At 31.9% G+C, this 22,892-nt stretch carries 25 protein-coding genes and 4 pseudogenes; 23 read left to right on the top strand and 6 right to left on the bottom strand.

Translation table 11 applies throughout. The annotated features are described in order from the left end of the window. Window positions 1-196 precede the first annotated feature (196 nt). A complete protein-coding gene (locus ILT06_RS24140) occupies window positions 197-1,672 on the bottom strand; it encodes a sensor histidine kinase (RefSeq protein WP_064475431.1) in 1,476 nt (491 codons plus the stop codon). Further along, window positions 1,665-2,330, bottom strand: a complete 666-nt coding sequence (locus ILT06_RS24135; RefSeq protein ID WP_046959592.1) for a response regulator transcription factor — start codon at window positions 2,328-2,330, stop codon at window positions 1,665-1,667. Before ILT06_RS24135 ends, ILT06_RS24140 begins: the two co-directional genes overlap by 8 nt. Window positions 2,331-2,791: 461 nt before the next feature. On the opposite strand from ILT06_RS24135, the gene ILT06_RS24130 reads away from it, so the two are divergent. The 8 genes and pseudogenes from ILT06_RS24130 (at window position 2,792) to ILT06_RS24095 (ending at window position 8,972) form a co-directional block, all read left to right on the top strand. After that, the gene (locus ILT06_RS24130; RefSeq protein ID WP_064475429.1) at window positions 2,792-3,469 is read left to right on the top strand and encodes an HAD family hydrolase; all 678 of its coding nucleotides are present in this window, start codon (window positions 2,792-2,794) and stop codon (window positions 3,467-3,469) included. A 157-nt stretch (window positions 3,470-3,626) separates the two neighbouring features. Continuing rightward, window positions 3,627-3,998 carry a DUF4180 domain-containing protein gene (locus ILT06_RS24125; protein WP_064475428.1) on the top strand — a complete coding sequence of 124 codons (372 nt, stop codon included), beginning with the start codon at window positions 3,627-3,629 and terminating at the stop codon, window positions 3,996-3,998. Between the two features lie 102 nt (window positions 3,999-4,100). Continuing rightward, a complete protein-coding gene (locus ILT06_RS24120; protein WP_064475427.1) occupies window positions 4,101-4,604 on the top strand; it encodes a MepB family protein in 504 nt (167 codons plus the stop codon). A gap of 194 nt (window positions 4,605-4,798) precedes the next feature. Next, window positions 4,799-5,570: pseudogene (locus tag ILT06_RS24115) on the top strand (arylamine N-acetyltransferase family protein). Window positions 5,571-5,723: 153 nt separating this feature from the next. Then, window positions 5,724-6,377, top strand: coding sequence for a YdeI/OmpD-associated family protein (locus tag ILT06_RS24110; protein WP_064475425.1), 654 nt, complete (start codon window positions 5,724-5,726; stop codon window positions 6,375-6,377). 126 nt (window positions 6,378-6,503) lie between these two features. Continuing rightward, window positions 6,504-7,619, top strand: a complete 1,116-nt coding sequence (locus ILT06_RS24105) for an NAD(P)/FAD-dependent oxidoreductase (RefSeq protein ID WP_064475424.1) — start codon at window positions 6,504-6,506, stop codon at window positions 7,617-7,619. 470 nt (window positions 7,620-8,089) lie between these two features. Next, entirely contained in the window at window positions 8,090-8,767 is a 678-nt protein-coding gene (locus ILT06_RS24100; RefSeq protein ID WP_064475423.1) for a DNA alkylation repair protein, read from the top strand. 16 nt (window positions 8,768-8,783) lie between these two features. Then, complete coding sequence (locus ILT06_RS24095) at window positions 8,784-8,972, top strand: hypothetical protein (protein WP_048560902.1); 189 nt, start codon at window positions 8,784-8,786, stop codon at window positions 8,970-8,972. A 441-nt stretch (window positions 8,973-9,413) separates the two neighbouring features. Here the strand turns inward: ILT06_RS24095 and ILT06_RS24090 are convergent, their stop codons facing one another. Together ILT06_RS24090 and ILT06_RS24085 are read right to left on the bottom strand one after the other, a co-directional pair. Beyond that, on the bottom strand, window positions 9,414-9,863 hold the full coding sequence (locus ILT06_RS24090) for an NUDIX hydrolase (protein WP_064475422.1): 450 nt from the start codon (window positions 9,861-9,863) through the stop codon (window positions 9,414-9,416). Between the two features lie 48 nt (window positions 9,864-9,911). Beyond that, window positions 9,912-10,169 carry a hypothetical protein gene (locus ILT06_RS24085; protein ID WP_064475421.1) on the bottom strand — a complete coding sequence of 86 codons (258 nt, stop codon included), beginning with the start codon at window positions 10,167-10,169 and terminating at the stop codon, window positions 9,912-9,914. Window positions 10,170-10,371: 202 nt separating this feature from the next. Here ILT06_RS24085 and ILT06_RS24080 point away from each other — a divergent pair, with 202 nt between their 5' ends. The 4 genes from ILT06_RS24080 (at window position 10,372) to ILT06_RS24065 (ending at window position 13,510) form a co-directional block, all read left to right on the top strand. Beyond that, entirely contained in the window at window positions 10,372-11,802 is a 1,431-nt protein-coding gene (locus ILT06_RS24080; RefSeq protein ID WP_222655609.1) for a PQQ-dependent sugar dehydrogenase, read from the top strand. A 74-nt stretch (window positions 11,803-11,876) separates the two neighbouring features. Beyond that, window positions 11,877-12,449, top strand: coding sequence for a hypothetical protein (locus ILT06_RS24075; RefSeq protein ID WP_064475419.1), 573 nt, complete (start codon window positions 11,877-11,879; stop codon window positions 12,447-12,449). A 39-nt stretch (window positions 12,450-12,488) separates the two neighbouring features. Then, window positions 12,489-13,052 carry a GNAT family N-acetyltransferase gene (locus ILT06_RS24070; protein ID WP_064475418.1) on the top strand — a complete coding sequence of 188 codons (564 nt, stop codon included), beginning with the start codon at window positions 12,489-12,491 and terminating at the stop codon, window positions 13,050-13,052. A 77-nt stretch (window positions 13,053-13,129) separates the two neighbouring features. After that, entirely contained in the window at window positions 13,130-13,510 is a 381-nt protein-coding gene (locus tag ILT06_RS24065) for a nucleotide excision repair endonuclease (RefSeq protein ID WP_001048941.1), read from the top strand. Window positions 13,511-13,563: 53 nt separating this feature from the next. Here ILT06_RS24065 and ILT06_RS24060 read toward each other — a convergent pair whose 3' ends face one another. Continuing rightward, complete coding sequence (locus ILT06_RS24060; protein ID WP_064475417.1) at window positions 13,564-13,770, bottom strand: hypothetical protein; 207 nt, start codon at window positions 13,768-13,770, stop codon at window positions 13,564-13,566. A 132-nt stretch (window positions 13,771-13,902) separates the two neighbouring features. Between ILT06_RS24060 and ILT06_RS24055 the strand changes: the two genes are divergently transcribed. From ILT06_RS24055 to ILT06_RS24035, 5 genes and pseudogenes are all read left to right on the top strand, one after another. Continuing rightward, complete coding sequence (locus ILT06_RS24055; protein WP_064475416.1) at window positions 13,903-14,682, top strand: undecaprenyl-diphosphate phosphatase; 780 nt, start codon at window positions 13,903-13,905, stop codon at window positions 14,680-14,682. A gap of 62 nt (window positions 14,683-14,744) precedes the next feature. Then, window positions 14,745-16,085, top strand: coding sequence for an FAD-dependent oxidoreductase (locus tag ILT06_RS24050; RefSeq protein ID WP_222655608.1), 1,341 nt, complete (start codon window positions 14,745-14,747; stop codon window positions 16,083-16,085). A 44-nt stretch (window positions 16,086-16,129) separates the two neighbouring features. After that, complete coding sequence (locus tag ILT06_RS24045; RefSeq protein ID WP_064475414.1) at window positions 16,130-16,657, top strand: GNAT family N-acetyltransferase; 528 nt, start codon at window positions 16,130-16,132, stop codon at window positions 16,655-16,657. Between the two features lie 17 nt (window positions 16,658-16,674). Beyond that, window positions 16,675-17,196, top strand: a complete 522-nt coding sequence (locus tag ILT06_RS24040) for a YfiT family bacillithiol transferase (protein ID WP_064475413.1) — start codon at window positions 16,675-16,677, stop codon at window positions 17,194-17,196. A 1-nt stretch (window position 17,197) separates the two neighbouring features. Next, window positions 17,198-17,671: pseudogene (locus ILT06_RS24035) on the top strand (GNAT family N-acetyltransferase); the annotation flags it as partial. A gap of 121 nt (window positions 17,672-17,792) precedes the next feature. On the opposite strand, the pseudogene ILT06_RS24030 reads toward ILT06_RS24035, so the two are convergent. After that, a pseudogene (locus ILT06_RS24030) lies at window positions 17,793-17,975 on the bottom strand (PH domain-containing protein); the annotation flags it as partial. A 54-nt stretch (window positions 17,976-18,029) separates the two neighbouring features. Here ILT06_RS24030 and ILT06_RS24025 point away from each other — a divergent pair. From ILT06_RS24025 to ILT06_RS24000, 6 genes and pseudogenes are all read left to right on the top strand, one after another. Next, window positions 18,030-18,881 carry a patatin-like phospholipase family protein gene (locus ILT06_RS24025; RefSeq protein WP_149173573.1) on the top strand — a complete coding sequence of 284 codons (852 nt, stop codon included), beginning with the start codon at window positions 18,030-18,032 and terminating at the stop codon, window positions 18,879-18,881. Window positions 18,882-18,893: 12 nt separating this feature from the next. Continuing rightward, window positions 18,894-19,265 carry a YxiJ-like family protein gene (locus ILT06_RS24020; protein ID WP_002127599.1) on the top strand — a complete coding sequence of 124 codons (372 nt, stop codon included), beginning with the start codon at window positions 18,894-18,896 and terminating at the stop codon, window positions 19,263-19,265. A 238-nt stretch (window positions 19,266-19,503) separates the two neighbouring features. Further along, entirely contained in the window at window positions 19,504-19,869 is a 366-nt protein-coding gene (locus ILT06_RS24015; RefSeq protein ID WP_088046690.1) for a hypothetical protein, read from the top strand. 79 nt (window positions 19,870-19,948) lie between these two features. After that, window positions 19,949-21,143 (top strand): annotated as a pseudogene (locus ILT06_RS24010) (alpha/beta hydrolase). A gap of 21 nt (window positions 21,144-21,164) precedes the next feature. Further along, window positions 21,165-21,572 carry a DnaJ family domain-containing protein gene (locus tag ILT06_RS24005; protein ID WP_222655607.1) on the top strand — a complete coding sequence of 136 codons (408 nt, stop codon included), beginning with the start codon at window positions 21,165-21,167 and terminating at the stop codon, window positions 21,570-21,572. Window positions 21,573-21,650: 78 nt separating this feature from the next. Further along, window positions 21,651-22,466, top strand: coding sequence for a YwqG family protein (locus ILT06_RS24000; RefSeq protein ID WP_222655606.1), 816 nt, complete (start codon window positions 21,651-21,653; stop codon window positions 22,464-22,466). The last annotated feature ends 426 nt before the right edge of the window (window positions 22,467-22,892 follow it).

Raw genomic sequence — 22,892 nt, 5'->3', positions numbered from 1 at the left:
GCATCTCAAATAAGAGAATCTAATTTGCTGCTAAGCGGAATTTTGTTTTTTTGCTGTTATAGTAGAAGGTGAATATTTAAGTTGGATACAGTTTGTCACTACTTATGACAATCGCAATTTAAGAAGTAGCATATATCATTAAATGAAAAGCCTGTTAATAAGTTTATACTTACTACAAAAACAAACAAACTCTCCTTTAAATAGGACGAGTTTGTTTGTTTTTGTGTTTAGATAATGGAATACGCATGCTAAATTGCACACTATGTTCCATATTTTTTATAGAATACTTTATATCTAGTCTTTCAAGAATTTGTTTAACAATATATAGACCTAAACCACTTCCTCCGGTATTTCGATTCCGAGATTTTTCAATTCGATAAAATGGTTTGAAAATTTGTTGTATATCTTCATCTTTAATATTGATACCTGTATTTATAATTTGCATTTTAATTTGACCTTGTTTAGAATCCTTACTTAACTTTATATAGACTTTTTCATTATGTGGTGAATACATAACTGCATTATGGATAATATTTTTACATGCTTTTTCAAAAAGAACACGATCTGTATAAACAGAAAGGTCAGAGTCAATTTCTTTTATTATTTGGATGCTTTTTTGAGAAGCGAAAAATTCGAGATCTTTTGTGATTGTACCTATTAACTTTGAAAGATTAATTTCTTCTATTTTTAGTTTAAAAGTGTGTTGTTCTAACTTTGACATACTTAAAATTTCACGAACTAGTTGTTCCATACTTTCAATAATTTGATGATTTTTCTTTAAATATTGATCACGATTTTGATAAGGGCCAATATTGTATATCATCCCTTCTAAGTATCCTTTCATTACAGTAAGAGGGGACTTTAATTCATGTGCTACAATTGCAAAAAACTCTCTGCGTTTTGTTTCTATTTCTCTTTCTTTTTCAATATCATTTTTTAATTGTTCATTTGCTTTTTTTAAATCAAACATAGCTTGTTGTAAGTTAATAGACATGTCATTCAAACTATTAGATAATTCTCCTAACTCATCTGTAGAACGAACCTCAATTTTTTCGGAGAAATCTAAATTTGCCATCTTTTGTGCACCCTCATTAATATAAATAAGTGGCTTTGTAATAAACCTGGAATAGAAATAAGCACTCCCTATACCAATTACGATCACAATGATACTAATATAGGGGAGAAAACGCACTAATACTTGCGAAGCTTCATCAATCGGTTGAAATGTTGCGAACACTACAAGCGTTAAACTACCATCTTGGAATTGAATTGGTTCCGTAACATTATATGAATTGCTAATGGTACCTGCATTCTCAAATCGTGCTGCTTTAGTAACTACTGTTGTTTGTGTACCACTTTGAATAAAAGAAAATGAAGGCGAGTAAATAATTATTCCTTCTTTATTTTGAAGCGAAAGCATCGCGTTATTTTTTTTTGCGTATTCATCAAAAAGTGGTATCGCATCTTGAAACGTAAGATCTTTGGACTTATCAATTATTTCTTTTATCCCTGTTTGAAGTTGATCTGTTTTGTATTGCTCATAAAACGTAGGGAGAAAGAAATATAAAGTTAAATAAATCAACACTGCAAAGGATAACAAAATGAGAGATGTAGTCATAAAGAGTTTATAAGTAATTTGCTTCATCTTCATGATTTTTACAATGCTATTCATCAATTTTATACCCAATACCCTTTATTGTTTTAATATAGGGGATGGCTAGTTTTTTACGTAGATTTTTAATATGCGTATCTATTATTCGTGTTTCTCCAAAATAATCGTATCCCCAAACTTTTTCTACAATATTTTCTCTTGTAAGTACTTTTCTTTCATTTTGAAATAGTAGTTGTAGAATTTCGAACTCTTTTGTCGTTAACAAAATTTCAACATCAGTTACATATACTCTATATGCATCAACATCAATGCGCACTTCTTTAAATACCAAATGATTATTTACATTTTTATCATAACTTCTTCTAAGTACAGCTTCGACTCGTCTAATCAAAACATGAAACGAAAAGGGTTTTGTTATATAATCATCAATCCCAAGATCGAACCCTTTCATTTGATCTTCCTCTTCTTCTAACGCAGTTAGCATAATAATTGGTATGTTTGACTGACTTCGAATCATTTTAGCAACTTCAAATCCATTAAGATTGGGCATCATTACATCTAGAAGAACTAAATCAAAGGATTGCTTATTAAATTGTGTCATACCCTCTAGTCCATCTGAAGCAACTACCACTGTATACTGTTGTGTCATTAAAAATTGTTTAATTAATTCCTGAATTTCTTGATCGTCCTCAACCACGAGGATATGATAGTTTTTCATAATATCACCTCTGGTAGTCATTATAGCCGTACTATCTGTAGTTTATGTGGAGATACAGTAGGAAACTTCATAGGACGTTTAACGTATTAACTCCATTTTCAAGATTCTGTATTCTCCATAAAAAAGTATTATTACCCATATTCCTTTTTTATGGAGAAATATTTGCGTGCTTGAAAAAACTTATCATATAAAAAGCTGAACGATAATATTTACAAAAAAACTAATGTATAATAATGTAAATTGTATGTAGTTTTTTAACTGTTTGAAAATATACTTTCGATACTTTACTAGAAGGAGAAAGGGAGATGAATTTAAATATAAAAGAAGCCAGCGAAATTCTAGAGCGTACGCCACAAACTTTGTAGTTTTTTTGCTAATTTAGTAAAGACCCAAGGTGCGAACAAGGGATTATTTAAATCATGTGAGAAAGGTTGTGAAATTATTTGAGGAGTTATAAAGCGATGCTGTTTGATTTAGATGATACGTTACTTGATAGGGATAAGGCAGTAGATAACTTGTTTTTATTAGTTTTAGAAAAGTGTTATGAGAATGTTAGCGATACAGTCAAAAACAATATGTTACAGAAATTCAAAGAATACGATAAAAGGGAATACGGCATTAGTAATAAAACGATAGTTTTAGAATCATTATTTGATGAATTCGCGCCGATATATAGATTGCCACACAATTATATCCAAGATTTTTGGAATGAAAATTTCCCTACATGTTTTTCAATAGACCAAAATACTATTCATTTCTTAAATCATATAAAGAGTCACTTTAAAATTGGAATTATAACAAACGGCTCAACGCATAGACAAAAAGCTAAAATAATTAACACGAATTTAAACAATTACTTTGATACGATTATTATTTCTGAAGAAGTAGGATTGAGTAAACCTGATAAACGTATATTTGAACTAGCATTAAATAAGCTAAATGTACAGCCGAAAAATACTTTATTTGTTGGGGATGACTTAGAAAAGGATATTGCTGGTTGTCAAAATGCAAATATAAATGGAATATGGTTTAATCCTCATAGAATCACAAATAGGACTGAAATAAAACCGTATTCTGAGATTGATACTTTTGATAGTTTATTAAGTTACATTACTCCACAATATTTTTATAATAAGTGAAAATGCTATGGAGTGATCATTAAAAGGATTTCATTCACCGTAATATAAAAAATAAAAATAAACAGACACAGACACTTAAATCTCTTTCCGCTACCAATATTAGTATTTTCAAATGAACTAACAAAGCATGATATGAAAATTATGGAGGAGTGATACTATGGAAATAAAGAAAGTAGTAATTGACGGAATAAACATTGCGGTCATAAGAAATGAAAAAGTACTAATATCCGATGTTCAAACGGCATTGGATTTTATGGCAACAGTTCAATATGAGGTCGATGCGAAACATATTATTATCGACAAATCATTAATAAGCGAAAGCTTCTTTGACTTAAAAACACGGCTTGCGGGTGATATTCTTCAAAAGTTTATAAACTACAAGGTAAAGATTGCTATCATTGGAGATTTCTCTATGTATACTAGTAAAAGCTTAAAGGATTTTATTTATGAATGTAATAAAGGTAAAGATATTTTTTACTTAGCAACTGAACAACAAGCAATTGAAAAACTAAGTACATTAAAGCAATAATACCTCAGTAAAATATCCCTCTTTTTCACGTCACATATTATCTACAGCATATAAGAACTGATGTTTGTGATAAACTAAGAGGTGAATAAAGGGGGAATTTTCTTGAACAATTTTAATGACACAATCCGAAATTTAAACAATTTAGTTTACAAACCTAACAATTTAATGATTACGGATCTAATAGAAGAAAAGCAAAACGCAGAATATGTAGGATGTTTATTTCACTTAAATAAGAAAACTATCCGTTTTAGAGTATCAAAAATTACGCCTAATAAAATTGGTCAATTTGTTTCTTTTTGGGAAAAAGATGCAAATATGCAAAATCAAGCGTTCTCTTATGACGCTGCTCCTGACTTATTAGTTATCACTTGTATTAATGATAATAAACTAGGGCAATTTATTTTCCCTAAAGAAATTCTACTTAAAGAAAAAATATTGAAAACGCAAAGTCAAAAAGGAAAGATGGCTATGAGGATTTATCCGCTTTGGGATACTCCTGTTAGCAATCAAGCGAAAAAGAGCCAAATGTGGCAACTTCAATATTTTGTTGATTTAAGCAATCCTAATAATTTACCTATAGACAAACTATTAACTTTGTATTCGTAGCTTTTAGTTTTGTATGTGAATTTGTTGCCGTATCCCAAAGTATGATGTCTTTTATTTGAATTCTCATATTCAGTTATCTTATGATTTTTTTTGTACCGGTACAGTTAAACGAAATGTACATTGTTTCAGTACCCCATCAAAATTACAATCAGCATATACTATTTTAACTTATAACTTATTTAGGGGTGCTGAATATGACAAGATTACAAGATCAGCTTTTTACAAGATTGAACCTTGAAAAACGTGCGGAAGTAAAGTTTGAAGAATTAAATAAAATTCTCTTTGCATTTGCACACACTATACCATTTGAGAATTTAGATGTTATAGCACGTAATGCGAATACAATTACTATGGAAAATTTACAGAATAAAATTTTAACTACATCCCGCGGCGGGCTTTGTTATGAATTAAATACTCTGTTTTACTACTTTTTAAAAGATTGTGGTTATGATGTACAACTTGCACTTGGAACCGTATATAAAAAATTAAATCAACGCATGGGCACTTGAGGATGGACATATAACGATTATTCTAAAGTATGCTAACGAACGATACTTAATTGATGTAGGTATTGCTTCTTTAGTACCTCTGGTCCCTGTACCTTTTACCGGTGAGTCTATTTCCTCTAAAAATGGTACGTATCGAGTGAGACAAAAAGATACGAGTAAAGGAAATTACATTCTAGAAAGAAAAGATACGAACAGAGAGTGGAAAGTTTGTCATGCTTTTTATAATTGTATCATTGATGAGGCAGTAGTAAATGAGGTTCAAAGAAGAGTAATAGAAGATGAGAAATCTATTTTCAATAAAGGACCAATTGCAGTTAAATTGACGGACTTTGGCCATGTTTCTTTAACGAATACTAGTTTAACTGAAATGATTCATGGGGAAAAAACGAAACGTGAAATTACAGAAGAACAATATAGAGGGCTATTAAATACTTTATTTGCTATTCAGTTGTCATGAAACGAATAGCTAGCCGGTTCTTACACAGAATCGGCTATTTTATTAACTTTATTTTAAAACTACTATTAAAGTTTGATTTTCTAATTAGATATAATACACTAGAACAGTATGGAAAATTATAAATAATGATTTTGAATGTAAAGGAAGATTTTTATGTCAATTATTGATAAATTGAAACTTAATAAGTATACAAACATGGTCGTGATTAATGAACCAAGTGATTATGACATTTTTGCAGGGAAAGAAACCGTATTTTCCAAAGATCATGATGCCATTTTTATTTTTGTAGAAACACTTGATGAAATGGTGAAACAAACGAATTTTATTATTAGTAATGAAGAATTATTAATTGAAAAAGGCTATATATTCTTCGCGTATCCGAAAAAAGGTAATTGTCGATATAGTACGTTTATTCACCGTGATGAAATGTTTCCAGCATTAAACGTTGGCGAAGATGGGTATGTAGAGCAAAGCGCTATTAAATTTGCTCGTATGGTAAGTATGGACGATGTCTTTACTGTTGTAGGTTTAAAGCGTGAAAAGAAAAAAGAGAAGAAAACGCCTGCTATGAGTCAATGTGTTGCCGATTATGCAGATCGTATTCAAGATGTTGAAGCATTATTGGCTAATCATCCGAATGAACTTAAGTTTTATCAAAGTTTAACACCTGGATATCAAAAAGACTGGGCACGTAATTTATTTTCTGTAAAACAAGAAAAAACACGCGATAAACGTCTTGAGAAAATGATTGAAATCCTATCACAAGGCTATAAAACAATTGAATTATTCCGTAAGAAGAAAAAATAATGGTTAGGAAAGTCACAATGATGCAACAATTAATTATGCTTAGCACATTGAAAAAAGGATTACTTTCAGTATACTAAAGTATGTTCTTATATTTAAATAATTAGCAAAAGAGAAAAGGTGTTTGAAATGAAATCGTATATTGTAGTTGGAGCTGGTATTTTAGGAGCGTCTACTGCTTATCATCTCGCTAAAGCAGGTGCGAATGTTACTATCGTGGATCGTCAACAACTAGGTCAAGCAACTGATGCAGCGGCTGGTATTGTATGTCCATGGCTTTCACAGCGTCGTAATAAAGCATGGTATAAAATTGCTAAAGGCGGTGCACGTTACTATTCTTCTTTAATTCAGCAATTAGAAGCAGACGGTGAAACGGATACAGGATACAAACGTGTAGGTGCAATTAGTTTACATACTGATGAGAAAAAGTTAGATAAAATGGAAGAGCGCGCTTATAAACGACGTGAAGATGCACCAGAGATTGGTGAAATCACTCGCTTATCAGCTGAAGAAACAAAAAAATTATTCCCAGCATTATCAGAAGAATATAGTTCTGTTCATATTAGTGGCGCTGCACGAGTAAATGGAAGATCATTACGTAACGCATTAATAAGTGCTGCAAAAAAACATGGTGCAACTTTTATAAAAGGAGATGCAGTATTAGTCCGTGAAGGTAATCATATTACTGGAGTTAAAGTACATGATGAAACAATGGTAGCAGAAAAGGTGATTGTAACCGCAGGCGCATGGGCGAATGAAATATTGAATCCATTAGGTATCAATTTCTTAGTTACATTCCAAAAAGGACAAATTGTTCACCTGCAAACGGAAAATACAGCAACAGAAAATATGCCAGTTGTTATGCCGCCAAACGATCAATACATTTTAACGTTTGACAATGGTCATGTCGTAATTGGTGCTACCCATGAAAACGAAACGGGCTTCGATCATCGTGTAACGGCAGGTGGTTTACATGAAGTATTCCATAAAGCATTAGCAGTTGCACCTAGTTTAGAAGATAGTACTATGCTTGAAACGAGAGTTGGGTTTAGACCATTTACACCAGGATTCTTACCTGTTATTGGGCCACTACCTAACTTCGAAGGTATTCTCGTTGCGAACGGATTAGGCGCTTCAGGTTTAACTGCCGGCCCATATTTAGGATCAGAATTAGCTAAACTAGCACTTGGCCAAACAATAGAATTAGATTTAAACGATTATGACGTTGCGGGCGCAATTGAATAATAAAAAAGATTAGGATTCGCTCCTAATCTTTTTTATTTGGGGTAGCACGACATACCCATCAAGCTAATATTTTTAATTACTCCCATAAAAATATGCATCGTTGACTACAGATAAGATGGTTATGTTAATTGAAAACAATTGATTTAAATGGCGAAATTTATATAAAAAAGATAAAAAGGAAGAGTGTTTGAAATATTTAGTTGACAAAGTGGGCGAGATATGATGAGTATAATTGGGGTACAGCCGAGATACGTGTGAAAATAGGTCATAGACTTTTATTTATTTCCATGTATAAAATCAGCTTTTTCTTAATTATTAGGGGTCACCATACATCGCAATCAAGTTAAGGAGACGAATTTCCATCAAAATGAAAAAACGTTTGCAATAAGACTTATGATGAAATTAAGTTCTTGATATATCCCGTCAAGGATATATTATGAAACAGTGCTTAAATAAAGGAGTTGTATAAAATGAATGAAAAAAAAGATACAGAAATAAAACGCTCTTCAAAAGCAGAAAACATTCTATCTCAGATCAATAGTAAAACTAAGCTAGGCGACTTACGAAAAATCGCGAAGGACATTAAAAAAGATCACGTAATAGCTATGGAACTTTGGTCAACCGAAGAGTTTTTGCCCAGGCTATTAGCAATCTTAATTATGGACAAAAAACTTCTTTCACAAGATGTGCTAAATAAGCTTGATAAGGATATGCAGACTCACACTTTTGATGAGCGAAATAACTTAATGGATTGGTTAATGGCTAATCAGCTCACCAAAGACAAGAAGAAAATTGCATTGATGGAGTCATGGGAAAGTAGTCCTTCTGCTCTTCAAAGGCGAGCTTTTTGGTATTATCAAGGGCGATTGAGATGGACTGGACAAACACCGCCTGATAACACCGCAGACTTGCTATCTGCATTAGAAGCTAATATTACGCAGGAAGAACCGGAAGTTCAATGGGCTATGAACTTCACCGCAGGCTGGATAGGCGTTTATGATGAAAAGAATCGTGCACGTTGTATTAAACTTGGTGAGAAAACAGGTCTTTACAAAGATGTAATAGTAGCAAAAGGATGTACTCCCAGCTATTTGCCGGAGTTCATTACGATTGAAGTTAACAAACGACGAAATGATTATAATCATTAAGAAAGGGACGATCACAATGACGAAAGTATCTTATAGTGGTTTAAAATATGGAAAAAGTGATGTGGAAATAAAATTATTGGTGGATATACAAAATGATTGGTTTGAGGTAACACATACCAAGGAAGTGTCTCAAGTAATGAATAAATCAACAGGTAAATATATTATAGTAAATCGAAATACCTTGAAATGTGAGTTTGTTTCATAATACAAAGAAACTGTGAAACAACTAAATTTTATACAACTGACTATATCAGTCTCTATATATCTGATCAGATAACAATAATCTATATGAAAATAGATAAATTAAAAGAATATAAATGAAACCCTTGATTTATCTACGTTGAGTAGAAAATCAAGGGTTTTTGGTTTGAAAAATGTCTTAGAATATAGTTTTCACAAAATAGTGGTAAGGTGATTTTTATGCATAAACAATGTCCGCTAATGCTTATTGCGTGATTTGGTTCCATTGCTACACAAACCCCTACATTTTTATTGCTTTTATCTTTCGTTGCGATAAATTAACTACTTTCAGAAATTCTAATTGGGGTTCCGCCACATGCCTATTAACCTAAGAATTCGGAAATACCCCCAATGCAGCAAGGTTTTTGAAGTTGTTTAATTCTTGTTGCACTAACGGCTTTGTTAGCTAATACTTTAATTCTTTTAATAACCTTTTGTTTAATTCCCATAATGCTGTTTTGTTACTATCCCATTTCAACAGCATTACTGCTTCCTCAAAGCATAACCATTTATAATTGAAGTGTTCTTTGGATAATGCAATGTTTTTTGTAGGAACTTTAACTCCAAAAGTAAATTCTTTTATTACATAAACATCTTCTCCCCAAAGAAATCCTCCAACTACATCCTCTACTGGTAGTGAAGAAACAGAATCTAATTTTATATAGGGATATTCTCTTAAAATACCAGCCTCTTCAAAAGATTCTCGTTTTGCTGATTCAATAGGAGTCTCACCATCTTCTCCACCACCAGCTATTCCTTGCCAATAACCGTAATCACTTCGGTTAAAAATAGCGTATTGAATAGAATCATCAGTTATTATATAAGGAAATATTAATACTTGATATGGCGCTCTCATTGCATAACCTCTTCCCGAAAATAAGCTTTAAATAAACATGAATAATTTTTAATTATTATATGGAGTGGGTGTTCTTTTGAATAAAAATACAACTGATAAAATAAAGATTACGACCTTCAAACTCCCCCAATATGGATAAACAGCATGATCTGTTAAACTAGCATATTGAAAAATATTTTCTATACCGAAAATGCCTATTATGACTGCTAAGAGAAATGCAGCTGATCCATATGTTCTATTATGATAGAGGGTAAAAAAGTATATTGCACATATAAGTGGTACGATGATTTGTAGTAAGATTGCCATGGATTGTCCCCCTGATTTATATTTTATAGTTATATCATATCAAAAAATGTAATAAAAAGGAATGTAAGTTAATTGATGCTAATCAGAAAACAGACTTGTACAAACAGGGATATCACGCTTTCACGTCTATAGTTTTGATACTAATTGAACTACTCTAATCATATTCTTCTATTAAAAAGAATAAAAAGGGGTGTACAGTTAATTGACAAAAGTCAAAGTTGGTTTACGGCCCATCGTTCATAACATAAATTTACCAACTGTAATAAAAACAACTATACTTCCAGGTGATTCGACCGAAAGACTATTTATCGCAACCCAATTAGGAGAGGTTTTTTACATAGGAGACGGAGATATAAAGACATTTTTAAATATTCGTCACCGAATTATTAAACTAGGCACATTTGAAGAAGGTGTTTCTAGTAGCGGTTATGATGAACGCGGCTTGCTCGGACTAGCGTTCCATCCACAATTTAATGATAACGGCTTATTTTATCTTCATTATTCAGTAGCCGGGACCCAAGGACCTGGTGCACTTTCAGAACAATTTAAACCGAATCCGTGTGACCAAAAAACTCTAAACTTAAAGTGGACAAATAGAGATACTCAATATGATCATATTGATACAGTTGAAGAATGGATATTACAATCAAACGGTCAACCTCAAAAGCGACGAACTTTACTTAATATAAAAAGGCCATTTTTTAATCATAACGGCGTAAATAGCTTAAACTTTTCACCTGAGACTGGAAAACTTGTTTTTACTAATGGAGATGGTGGTTCTGGCTATGATCCGTTTAGATTAAGCCAGGATGATTTAGAAATAGCAGGTAAAATAATTGAAATCGATGTAAGTAAAAATACGTCCATAAATAATCCTCCAGTAGTTACACGTTTTAATGAACTTCCTCTATCTATTCGAGAAACTCTTACATTAATTGCAAAAGGCGTACGTAATATAACAGGTATTTCATTTCAAAGGTTTTATAATCAATATATCAAATATGCCGGAAACGTCGGGCAAGATATAGTAGAGTCTATTTTTTCATTTGTTCAATACAAACCAATACCAGTTACCGAACTTGTTCAAACCAATTTAATGAGAGATACTCCTGATCAATATGGATTTATTAATTTCGGTTGGAGAGGATGGGAAGGAGAATTACCTACTTCTTTTATAAGGCACTGTTCTGAGAATCCTACTTTAGAAGAGAGAACAATGGCTTATTATAATGAAACAATAGAAACAACCGCGAAGCGTATCCAGCCTCTAATCAGTTATTTTCATAAAGATTCCAGACCAGATAAATTTGGAGGAACTTCACTTACAGGAGTCCAGCCATATATGGGAACTGCAATACCTAGTTTAACGGGTAGTATCGTGTTTACTGATCTTGCTAAGAAAGAAGAATCTCAGTCTCCAGTAAAGGGTGCGTTAGCTTATTCTAGAGCTGGTACGCATGGTAAAAATACTGACTTTCATGTTATTGAAACCCATTATGATTTCGGTGAGCAGGCAGCTTATTATATGAGTTTAGGAACAAATTTAGATCAGACTAGATTATATTTAGGAGTTTACGGTTCTATGAAAGTAACAGACTTTAACAAAGGTACTATTTTTGAAATCGTTCCTTAATATGATACATACTCTCAGAATCATTCATTATATAATCGTCCATTGCATAATTAGATATCTTTAGGGGGATTTTGATGAATCACTTTAGCAACTATTGGTATCAACTGATGATCGCGCATGATGCGAATTTTGTTCATAAAAGAAAGGTGACGCCAGCAAAGAGGTTAGTCATTACAGCGTTACTTGGTTCACTTGCTGCTATTTTTCAATCTGCCGGGAACTTAATCCCTGGTATCGGCTTATTTATTAGTCCTTTTGCGACGTTGCCTATATTTTTCGCTATTTGTTATTCTACTCGCACGGGAATACTTTCTTACATTCTTACTATTCTCCTATTATTTATTATTGAGCCAAGCGAACTAATTGTCTTTCCTTTTACTACAGGTTTATTAGGTATAGCGTTAGGAGTATCCTTTATACAATTCAAGAGAAGGATTTGGATTGTTTCCTTTTCCGCGTTATGTCTTGTTATTGGAATTATGATTGTTCTTAATGTGTTTCGATTTCCTGTATTAGGTCCTACTGTTCATACAACTTTTGATATGAAAATTATTCTATCAATATGTATTCTGAGCTTTCTATACTGTTGGATCTATGCAGGCATTTGTAGAATAATGTTGAATAGAGTATATAAAGTATGGTCTTAACAATTTCTTATATATTTTTAAAGATTGGAGATTCACGTCGTGTATAACGTTAAAATTAGAAGACCAAATTCGGATGATGTAGATGAACTGAATATGTTTTTTCGTCTTGTTATTACTGATACATTTAAATATGAAGGGTTATCACAGTTATTAGATGACATAGAAAATGAAATTAACACGAAAAAACAGTATTTGAAAAATGATTTGGAGAGTAATGGAGAAAGTCGTTACTTTTTATTAGCAATTGATACAAGTAACGATAAAATCATTGGAACAATTGAAATCGGTCCAGCAAGTACATTGATTCATAGTTGTACAGGTGGTGTGTTTAAAGATTTATATGAAATAGGAACTGTATTTGTACGACATGAATATCAACGAAAGGGCATAGGTAATTTATTACTAAATGCTATGTATATTACGTTACTTAGCAGAGGAATAACTGAATACTGTTTAGATAGTGGATACAAAAAAGCACAAAGTATATGGACGAAGAAGTTTGGAGAACCTAGTTATGTACTGAAGGATTATTGGGGAGAATCAAGTGATCATATGATTTGGAAGAAGAGTTTACATGATACACCTTTAATATTTGAATTATAAAATGAAATATGCCTCTGAACGTAGCTTTTCTTACATATGTATGCTATTATTTATCTTTATAATAAAAGAGGACGTGAATGAACTTGATTAAAATTAATATTCCTGAAGCTGATGTTTCAATTACTGAACGTAAACAAGTTATTAAAGGAGACGAGCCAATAATCACTCCAATTAATGGTTTTATCGATTTCCACTTGTTCCCTAGAGATAAAGGCGGTATTTTTATGTTTTACAATATTAATGACGAACTTCTTTTCGTAGGTAAAGCTCGTAAAATTAGACAACGTATTAAGAAGCATTTTGAAGACAATGTTTCACCAATTAAAAATCACCGTGATGAAGTATACCGCATCGATGCATGTATCGTAGAAGATCCAACAGAAAGAGAAATTTACGAAACATATATCATTAATGAATACAAAGCAAAATATAACGTTGATAAAGTGTTCTATAAATAAGTAACAAAAAAACAATCCTAGCGCATATACTGGGATTGTTTTTTTATTTAAATTTATTCCTCATATTTTTTTCCTTTTTTTAAATGATTAGCAACAATAAAACAGCATACACCTATACATATAAGTACAATTCCAATTGATTTATGTTTTCCCTCAAAGAATGGAATATCAGAAATAACATTTGTCATACATAACCCTATAAACACAAGGATAGGTCCTGCCCACAGTAATACATTACCGAATTTCGTATGTTGCCACATAGTAACCCTCCTCCCTCCTTTTTACATATATATCCATAAAATAAAAGTAAATTCATAGAGAAATATAGTTTTTTTCATATCGAAAATTTAACCTTCATATATTGGTACAAGCAAACGAGAAAGGGGACCATCATGAATTGGTTAGAAGCTTTTATATTAGGGATCATACAAGGTTTAACAGAGTTTTTACCGATAAGTAGTACAGGTCATCTTTATTTAGGAAGGCATTTGTTTCAATTAGATGAAGCAGGATTGTTTTTAGATACGATGCTGCATATTGGGACTTTACTTGCAGTGTTTATTTATTACAAAAAAGAATTTATATATTTAATTAAAAATCCATTTTCAAAACTAATGTTACTACTTATTGTTGGGACGATACCCGCAGTTGTAATCGGATTGTTATTTAAAGACTTCTTTGAGGATATTTCAAAAACAGGTATTACGATTGGTTGGGAGTTTTTAGTGACAGGGTTCTTTCTCTACATGGCAGATAGACAAAAAAATGGTCGTAAAAAAATGGATGACATTACATATAAAGATGCATTAATTATCGGTTCCTTTCAAGCTGCTGCTATTTTCCCAGCGATTTCTCGTTCTGGTATGACAATCGTCGCTGCATTATGGAGGCAGTTAGACCGCGAAACAGCTGCTTACTTTTCTTTTTTATTATCAACGCCAGCCATTGTCGGAGCCATTATTTTGCAATTAGCAGATGTTTATCAAGGGAAAGCAGAATCTATTTCTAGTACATCTTTAATTGTCGGAACGTTATCAGCGGCGTTTTTCGGTTACATAGCCGTTTCATGGATGATTCAATATTTAAAACGTCACTCATTAAAAGTATTCGCGTATTACGTATGGGGGTTAGGCATTTTAATTTTAACGTTGCAATATACTCATGTGTTTTAATTTAGTAACAGATCCTGTTTCATTCATACAAGGCAGGGTCTTTTTTCATTAAGGGGGCAAATATGTTTAATAAGGCTATCGTTATCGGAGGAAGTATAGCAGGAAAACTCGCAGCAAAAGCATTATCATCTACTTTTAAAGAAGTAATCATTATAGAAGTTGGTGAAAGCTGGGATGGAAAGTCTTCAAGAAAAAGAATTCCACAAAGTAATCATCCTCATGTGTTATTGAAAGGTGGAGAAAAAGCGATTGAGGAATTGTTTCCTACTATCACTAATGAATTAATTGAAGCGGGTAGTATCATAAATAACTTTACTCGTGACTTAAAATGGCATCAATTTGGTTTATGGAAACAACCATTCACAGGAGAAGTACATATGATTCAACAAAGTAGGCATTTGCTTGAATGGCATATTCAAAAACGAATACATCAAATTTCAAATATTACTATTAAATTTGGAACATTAGTTGAAGGGTTATTAGTAGATAGGAAGCTTAACAAAGTATGTGCAGTAAAAACTAAATGTTTAGAGACTGGCACACAAGAAAACATTCAAGCAGATATTGTTGTTGATGCGAGTGGATTCGGTTCAAAAAGTATAGCTTGGTTACGTGAATACAATATTGAAGTGCAAGAAGAGAAAGTGCGTATTGATTTATTTTACGCAACTAGAATGTTTAAACTTAAAGAAAATGAGAAATTAGACTGCTGTAATATGCTAATGTCTCCAAGCTTCCCTGACAATCCGTATGGCGTACTTATTCAAACGATTGAGGATAATCGTTATTTTGTTACTTTCAGCGGATATGCAAATGAGAAAGCACCACAAACAGATGATGGATTTTATGATTTTGCTGAAAACTTATCAATTTCTAATGTGACAGATTTTCTAAATAAAGCTGAGGCAATTTCAAATATCAAAACGTACAAAATTCCATATCAAGTACGTAGGCGATTTGATTTAGTGAATCATCTACCCGAAAGATTGTTAGTAGTTGGGGATGCACATTGTCGTTTCGATCCTGTTTTTGGGCAAGGTGTTTCAGTTGCAGCTATAGAAGCTCACCAATTGCAGTTACTTTTACAAAGGAAACAAAAGCTTGATAAAGCATTTACAAAGCAGTTTTATAAAGAGACTGCTCATATCATACAAACCCCTTGGGAAATGACTACAACGGAAATATCACGTCATCCTCAGCTAAAAAGAGAATTAACGATAAAGCAAAAATTTCAGCTATGGTATACGAAACAAATATATCAACTATCTGCAACTGACTCTGACGTTTATATTCGATTAGTAAGAGTGATGAATTTAATTCGTAGTCCATTGCATCTATTTCATCCGAAAGTACTACTTGCTGTGTTACTGAAGCGTAAAAATAGCAGGAAAATAATCGATTAAAAAAGAATATATAACAGTTAGTATATATAGAAGGAGTAAGCGAGATGAAAATATACATAGAACAATTAAAGAAACACGATGCGAAGGATTTATTTACGTTTGAACTTACGAATAAATCTTTTTTTGAAACAATGGTACCAAATCGTGGCTCGCAATATTTTGATTTTGAATATTTTCAAAAGCTATTAGACGATTTATTAATAGAACAAGCGGATGGAGATTCTTATTTTTATTTAATTCGTAATGAAGAAAAAGAAATTGTAGGACGAATAAATTTAGTAGATATAGATATGGAATTCCGGAGCAGTTCGTTAGGTTATCGAGTCGGAGAAAAGTTTACTAAAAAAGGAGTTGCAACAGCAGCTGTAAAATTAGTTTTAGACGTAGCGAAAAATAATGAAATTAATGAGATTCATGCTAAAACAACTATTAATAATCTCGCATCACAAATTGTACTAGAAAAAAGCGGATTTTCTTCTTATCATAACGAAGCAGATACAACATCTGTAGAATTAAACGGGGAACATGTGAAGTTTGTACATTATATATGGAGAAATACTTCACGCTTATAATAAGGGGGGACTTATACATGAATGATTTACGTTATCCAATTGGGCAATTTACATACAAACGTCCTATAACTGAAGAAATGATTGATACATGGATTCAAGAAATTGAAGATTTACCTAATGAACTAGCAAAAGCAATTAAAGATTTAGATCAGAAGCAGTTAGACACACCGTATCGAGTTGGTGGATGGACAGTTCGTCAAGTAGTCCATCACGTTGTTGATAGCCATATGAATAGCTACATACGCTTTAAATTAGCACTAACAGAAAAGAATCCAACTATTAAACCATATAAAGAAGAGAAGTGGGCCGAACTACCTGATTCTAAATTACCAGTAGACGTTTCACTAGTAATGTTAGATTCGTTACATAAAAGATGGGTTAACCTATTATATTCTCTAGAACTACAACATCTAGAAAAGACATTTAATCATCCGGAAACTGGTGAAACAAAACTTGCTGCTGCAATTGGACTCTATGCATGGCACGGACGTCATCATACAGCGCATATAACTTCATTAAGAAAGCGACTAAATTGGTAACATGGAGATTACATTAGAGAAAGCGACAGAAAATGATGCAGCAGTTTTATTTCAAATGCAAATAGACTCATTTAGTCCTTTATTAAATAAATATAAAGACTATGAAACAAATCCAGCAAATGAATCTATTGAAAAAACTATTTTAAGAATAAATAATCCCAGCAGTAATTTTTATAAGATGATAATAGATTCGAAACTTGTTGGAGCGATTTGTATATCCCAAAAAGAAATACCTTATAAATTTTGGATCAGTCCAATGTTTATTCATCCAAACTATCAAGGGAAAGGAATCGCTCAGAAGGTACTTATTTTAATTGAAGAGATGTTTCCAGAAACACGGAGCTTTGAACTTGCTACGATTTTAGAAGAAGAAAGAAATTGTTTTCTATACGAAAAGATGGGGTATAAAAGAACGGAAGAAATAAAGAAATTAAATGATAAAACTACACTTATTTATTACAAAAAAGAAAGGTAAAGCATTTAAAATAAGCTTTACCTTTTTATGTAGTTTGAGATTAAATATACAAAACTAATGCATATTCTTCCAAAATACTCGGGTTAGTAATTTAAAAAATGAATAAACATACTAAAAGGCGTTATTTCGTCGTATATGTTACTAACGCTTTTTGAATGCTTAAAACACTATCGTCACCTTTAAATTCTTTCGTAATTGGCGTACTTAAACTAGATACCCAAATTTTAAGCTCAGCATCTAAATCAAAATGCCCGGCTGTTTCAATGCTGAATTGTGTAATGCTTTTATAAGGAATAGAATGATACCTAAAATCTTGTGCTAACATATAATTAAGAAAACAGAAGTAGAGGGATATAGCATGAAAAATATCGGTTTAGTATTAGAAGGCGGCGGAATGAAAGGATTATATACTGCAGGAGTACTCGAATATTTTATGGAAAGGGACTTATTCTTTCCGTATGTAGTCGGTGTATCCGCCGGAGCGTGTATGGGAGCAACATATTTGTCACGTCAAAAAGGAAGAAATAAAAAAGTGAATACAGAGCTAGTAGCAGATCACAGGTATATATCTTATCGAAACTTAATTCAAAAACGTGAATTATTTGGAATGGATTTTTTATTTGATGAAGTACCAAACAAAATTGTACCGTTTGATTTTCAAACATTCCTAAATTCAAATGAACAGTTTGTAATCGGAACGACTGATTGTGAATCAGGACAGGCAGTTTATTATAATAAAACAGAACATGGAAATGATATTTTAAAAATTATTCGTGCATCAAGCTCTGTGCCGTTTATAGCACCTGTTGTAGAATATGATAATCGAAAATTGTTAGATGGAGGGATTATAGATCCTATTCCAGTTTTTAAAGCGCAAAATGATGGTTATTTAAAAAACGTTGTTATAATGACAAAGCCAGAAGGATACGAGAAGCAGCGTAATAAATTTTCTGGACTAGCTAAAATTTTATATAGAAGATATCCAAAAATCGCAGAGCATTTAGTAGAACATTATCGTTTTTATAATGAAACTGTATCTTATATGAATCACAACGAACAAAAAGATAATTTTTATGTAATTCAGCCAAGCGCACAGCTTCCTATAAGCGGAATAGAAAGAAATAAAGAGAAACTTGTTAACCTATATAATCTCGGCTATACAGATGCTCAATATCATTATGAAAAATTATTAAATTGGATTGAGAAATAAAGGGGTGGAAAGTTGCTATTAGGTAAAAAGGTTATTTTTAATGAATTGCAGAAAATGCATAGTCCGCTGCTTAAACCGTTTCCGAATTGTGACCTTCGAAAAATACGAAAAGATTTTAATAATATGTTTACAGAAGATGATTGCATAAGCGCTGATTTAAATTATTATTGGATGCATACAGCAGGTACTTTAAGTTACATACTTAATAACAACGAAAAGGAGATTGTGTTTGATCAAATAAAGTGGCTAAAGAAATCGTTTTTTGAATGGTTTCCGCAATATCGTTTTATAGAAACAGAAATTGTGAAGTATCCCATTTTGTATAGAGATTTCATGAATTATGAGAAGGCCCGGAAACTATTACTGTATTATCTTACTGAATAAAAATAAAAACGTACAAGTTATGCTGCTTGTGCGTTTTTTTGTTCATAAAAAATACAATATTTATCCATTGTTTATATAGGGATTCTAATACGAAGAAAGAAGTACATATAGAAAGATATAAGGGAGGGAGAGGCGTTTAACGACTGTTTTCCTTTAATGCATTGTCCAACTCGAATAAAGTTTGTTATTTATGTTAAAATATTTCGAGTGAAATTAAAACAGGAGGGACAACATTAACATGGAAAACGTATCAAATATAGATAAATTGGAATCAATAAAATCTTTACAATCGACTATTCGTAAACTTGAAAATGCGCTATCACAAATGAATCAAAAAGGTGCAAATACTACATTAGTAAAAAAACGACTTAAAGCAGTTTGCGTAGGGTTAGCAGTACTAGAAAACGTTTGGAATCAAGAAAGTCACCAGTATAGTCAAGAAGAGTTAGCAGAAGCTCGTAATGTCCTTGCTGGTTTGCTTCCATCCATTGAGAGGGCCTATGATAAGTTTAAAGCTGGAAGTCCTCAAAAAACGCTTTTAACAAGACGGATAAAAGCATTGGAACTTTCTATTCAGGCAATTGATAAACTTTCTAATAAATAACTCATCTAAATACATAACATCCTAATCCTAATTTTTATAAAAACAATCTAGTGAAAAGAAATACAAAGGAGGAAGATGGGTGACTTCAATAATTAGTCCTAAGTTAGAGGAGCTTAATAATCAATTAAAGAATGGAAATGAGACAGCTTTTTATACTTTTTTACATGAAATAAAGTCGAATAATACACCACTAATAGAACAATGTCCTGTAGATAATAAGTATAAGCTTATAACGTATATATGGAGACCAAAAAACTGAAAATGTTTATGTATTCGGTAGTTTTCCTGGTTGGGATCTGTCTGTAAATCAATTAAAACGATTGTTACAGACAGCAGATATATGGTATAAAACGTTTAGGACAGATAAGAGTTTTATTTCAACTTATTATTTTTCAGTAAACGATTTTTTTGAAAATGATTGGATAAAGCGTAGTGAACAGTACGAACTAGACAAATTTAATGGAAATACATTTGAAGACGGTGCCAATAAAGCGTCTGTGTTAAACATAGGGATGGAAATACAGTATAGCAGTCGTTTTCCTTCAAACCATTATCCATCCGGAAAAATTGAAACATATTCTTTTCATAGTACGATTTTAAATAACACACGTAAAATTCATATTTATACGCCTCATGACTATTCTCACACTTCACATCTTCAAGAACTTCTCATTGTGTTTGATGGGAATTCATTCATTCATAACCTTTCAATCGCAAGAACACTCAATTATTTAATATACGAAAAAGAAATCCCATCTTGTATTGCTGTTGCAATAGATTCTGTTGATCGACTAGAAGAGCTAACTTATAACGATAAAATGAATACATTTTTAACGGAGGAACTACTTCTGTGGATTAAAGCTAGGTATCACGTATATCAAGAAAAGAATCATACAACAATTGCTGGTTTCAGTCTTGGTGGCATAGCAGCGTTTTATGCAGCGCTTCAAAATCCACATGTTTTCGGAAACGTGTTGTCAATGTCTGGATCCGTGCATTGGAAAAAGGATGGTTATGAAAATCAAATTCCTTGGATTGAAAATCAAATTTCATCTATAGATTTAAATGCGATTCAACCTCATTTTTATATTGCAGCAGGAGAACTTGAAAACAAACCTCTTTTAACAGCTAATAGACGCCTGTATAAAGCTTTAAAAGGAAAAGGATACCAAATTACTTATGAAGAGTTTCAAGGCGGACATGACGGTGTTTGGTGGCGAGAAAAGTTGTTTGATGGATTGAAAGCATTAAAACTTACAAAAACGACACTCTAAATTAAAAAGGAGAGAGAGTCTATGAATCAAGAAGAACTAGATAAAAAACTAAAAAAGCAAGAGATATTAGTAAAAGATGAGAAGGTTTGGTCCTTTACGTATGAGGATCATATTAGTTCTATCGTTAAAGAAGCAGAAAAGAAAGGGTCTTTTGATAATTTACCCGGTAAAGGGAAGCCTCTTAATCTTGATAATGATCTTTCTTACAATCCTGAAAAGCAACTGTATAGAACGCTAAAGAATAATCATGTTTTACCTAGGTGGATTGAGCTTTCAAAAGAAATTGATGATTTAAAAGAGAGACTAAAAGAAAATACAAATACTGCAGAAGCAGCTAATTTAATTCGAACTATTAATAAAAAAGTTTTAGAACATAATTTACATTGTCCACCAAGTGCGCAAAAAACGAGGATGAAAACTGATATTTAACGATTTTCAATGCAGCTATCTCTTGCTATATAATTAAGTAAGGCATTTTCAATTCATTATTAAAGGGAGGCAAATGTAATGAAGAATACGTATCAACTTCAAATTCCGAAAGAACTAGAGCAGTATCGTAGTATTTTAGAAGAAAGTGTGAAGCCGTATATTAAATTGTCTGGAGCGAAAGCAGAGACAACGCTTTTTGAGAGTAAGTTTGGTGGTTATCCGTATTTACCTATAGATCAAGAGCATCCTAAAGATTCAAATGGACAACCTATGATGTTACTTGCGCAGTTAAACTTTGAAGAAATGCCGCATGTTTTATATATGCCTCAAAAGGGAATGTTACAGTTTTTCGTAAGTGCTGAAGATGAACTTTACGGAGCAGATTTTGACCATCCAACAACCCAAAAAGACTTTCGAATTATTTATCATTCTACAATTATAGAAGATTTGAATAAGGTTATTACTGATTTTAGTTATTTAAATACTTTTGAATTAGAGGACTTTATCATACCTGAAGCAGCAAAATTAAAGTTTGAATTAGGTTATCAACCCGTAACACCAAGGGATTATCGATTTGAAAAGATGTTTAGCGAGGAAATTGATTGGGAAGAAATTGTTGATGAAGAAAATAATACAGAATTAGGCGAACTGTATGATGATTTATGTGAAGATCAAGGGCATAAAGTTGGTGGTTATCCATTTTTCACACAGACAGATCCAAGGGAATGGGAAGAAAAATACCAGCAACATAATATATTATTATTGCAAATCGATACAGACGATTCATTAAATATTATGTGGGGAGATTCTGGTGTTGCTAATTTCTTTATTAAGAAAGATGATTTATTAAATCTAGATTTTTCCAATATTGTTTACAATTGGGATTGTTATTAAAAATATATAAATGAAATACTAGCAAGCTAAAAAATCTTCCTAAAGGTGAGGGAGATTTTTTTATGTTAAAAATAAACGTTATGTTAACTAGAATAAAGAACAATGAGTGTAAGGAAAGTCAAGCGTAAATAACAGAAATAACAACAAATAAAGTAAAGTTATAAAACGTGTGTAAATAGCAATATAAATTCATTAAGTAAAACATAAAATAAAATTACTAATTTATATTTTGTATAGAAATAATTTTTTACATGAGAATTTCTTGCCGATCAAAAATGATTTTAATTCGTTAAATCTTAATGGATTATTGATTTGAATTTGATGTGATGGATTTATAACAAAAAGATTGATAAAAACTGTAGAAATTCGTTTAGATACGATTTTATTTAAATTTCACTAAAAATCTCCGTTTCGTCTCATTAAGTA

The sequence above is a fragment of the Bacillus sp. 17RED48 genome (assembly GCF_019837545.1).
GTDB lineage: Bacteria > Bacillota > Bacilli > Bacillales > Bacillaceae_G > Bacillus_A > Bacillus_A wiedmannii.
This window is presented reverse-complemented; position numbering and strand designations above follow the sequence as displayed.

Excerpts from the sequence above, each read along its gene's own strand:
- ILT06_RS24100 (WP_064475423.1), top strand. The coding sequence starts at position 8,090 with ATGAATGAAAAAAAAGATACAGAAATAAAACGCTCTTCAAAAGCAGAA.
- ILT06_RS24135 (WP_046959592.1), bottom strand. The coding sequence starts at position 2,330 with ATGAAAAACTATCATATCCTCGTGGTTGAGGACGATCAAGAAATTCAG.
- ILT06_RS24040 (WP_064475413.1), top strand. The coding sequence starts at position 16,675 with ATGAATGATTTACGTTATCCAATTGGGCAATTTACATACAAACGTCCT.
- ILT06_RS24045 (WP_064475414.1), top strand. The coding sequence starts at position 16,130 with ATGAAAATATACATAGAACAATTAAAGAAACACGATGCGAAGGATTTA.
- ILT06_RS24105 (WP_064475424.1), top strand. The coding sequence starts at position 6,504 with ATGAAATCGTATATTGTAGTTGGAGCTGGTATTTTAGGAGCGTCTACT.
- ILT06_RS24050 (WP_222655608.1), top strand. The coding sequence starts at position 14,745 with ATGTTTAATAAGGCTATCGTTATCGGAGGAAGTATAGCAGGAAAACTC.
- ILT06_RS24055 (WP_064475416.1), top strand. The coding sequence starts at position 13,903 with ATGAATTGGTTAGAAGCTTTTATATTAGGGATCATACAAGGTTTAACA.
- ILT06_RS24110 (WP_064475425.1), top strand. The coding sequence starts at position 5,724 with ATGTCAATTATTGATAAATTGAAACTTAATAAGTATACAAACATGGTC.
- ILT06_RS24065 (WP_001048941.1), top strand. The coding sequence starts at position 13,130 with ATGAACTTGATTAAAATTAATATTCCTGAAGCTGATGTTTCAATTACT.
- ILT06_RS24000 (WP_222655606.1), top strand. The coding sequence starts at position 21,651 with ATGAAGAATACGTATCAACTTCAAATTCCGAAAGAACTAGAGCAGTAT.
- ILT06_RS24015 (WP_088046690.1), top strand. The coding sequence starts at position 19,504 with ATGGAAAACGTATCAAATATAGATAAATTGGAATCAATAAAATCTTTA.
- ILT06_RS24095 (WP_048560902.1), top strand. The coding sequence starts at position 8,784 with ATGACGAAAGTATCTTATAGTGGTTTAAAATATGGAAAAAGTGATGTG.
- ILT06_RS24085 (WP_064475421.1), bottom strand. The coding sequence starts at position 10,169 with ATGGCAATCTTACTACAAATCATCGTACCACTTATATGTGCAATATAC.
- ILT06_RS24130 (WP_064475429.1), top strand. The coding sequence starts at position 2,792 with ATGCTGTTTGATTTAGATGATACGTTACTTGATAGGGATAAGGCAGTA.
- ILT06_RS24090 (WP_064475422.1), bottom strand. The coding sequence starts at position 9,863 with ATGAGAGCGCCATATCAAGTATTAATATTTCCTTATATAATAACTGAT.
- ILT06_RS24140 (WP_064475431.1), bottom strand. The coding sequence starts at position 1,672 with ATGAATAGCATTGTAAAAATCATGAAGATGAAGCAAATTACTTATAAA.
- ILT06_RS24005 (WP_222655607.1), top strand. The coding sequence starts at position 21,165 with ATGAATCAAGAAGAACTAGATAAAAAACTAAAAAAGCAAGAGATATTA.
- ILT06_RS24125 (WP_064475428.1), top strand. The coding sequence starts at position 3,627 with ATGGAAATAAAGAAAGTAGTAATTGACGGAATAAACATTGCGGTCATA.
- ILT06_RS24060 (WP_064475417.1), bottom strand. The coding sequence starts at position 13,770 with ATGTGGCAACATACGAAATTCGGTAATGTATTACTGTGGGCAGGACCT.
- ILT06_RS24025 (WP_149173573.1), top strand. The coding sequence starts at position 18,030 with ATGAAAAATATCGGTTTAGTATTAGAAGGCGGCGGAATGAAAGGATTA.
- ILT06_RS24075 (WP_064475419.1), top strand. The coding sequence starts at position 11,877 with ATGAATCACTTTAGCAACTATTGGTATCAACTGATGATCGCGCATGAT.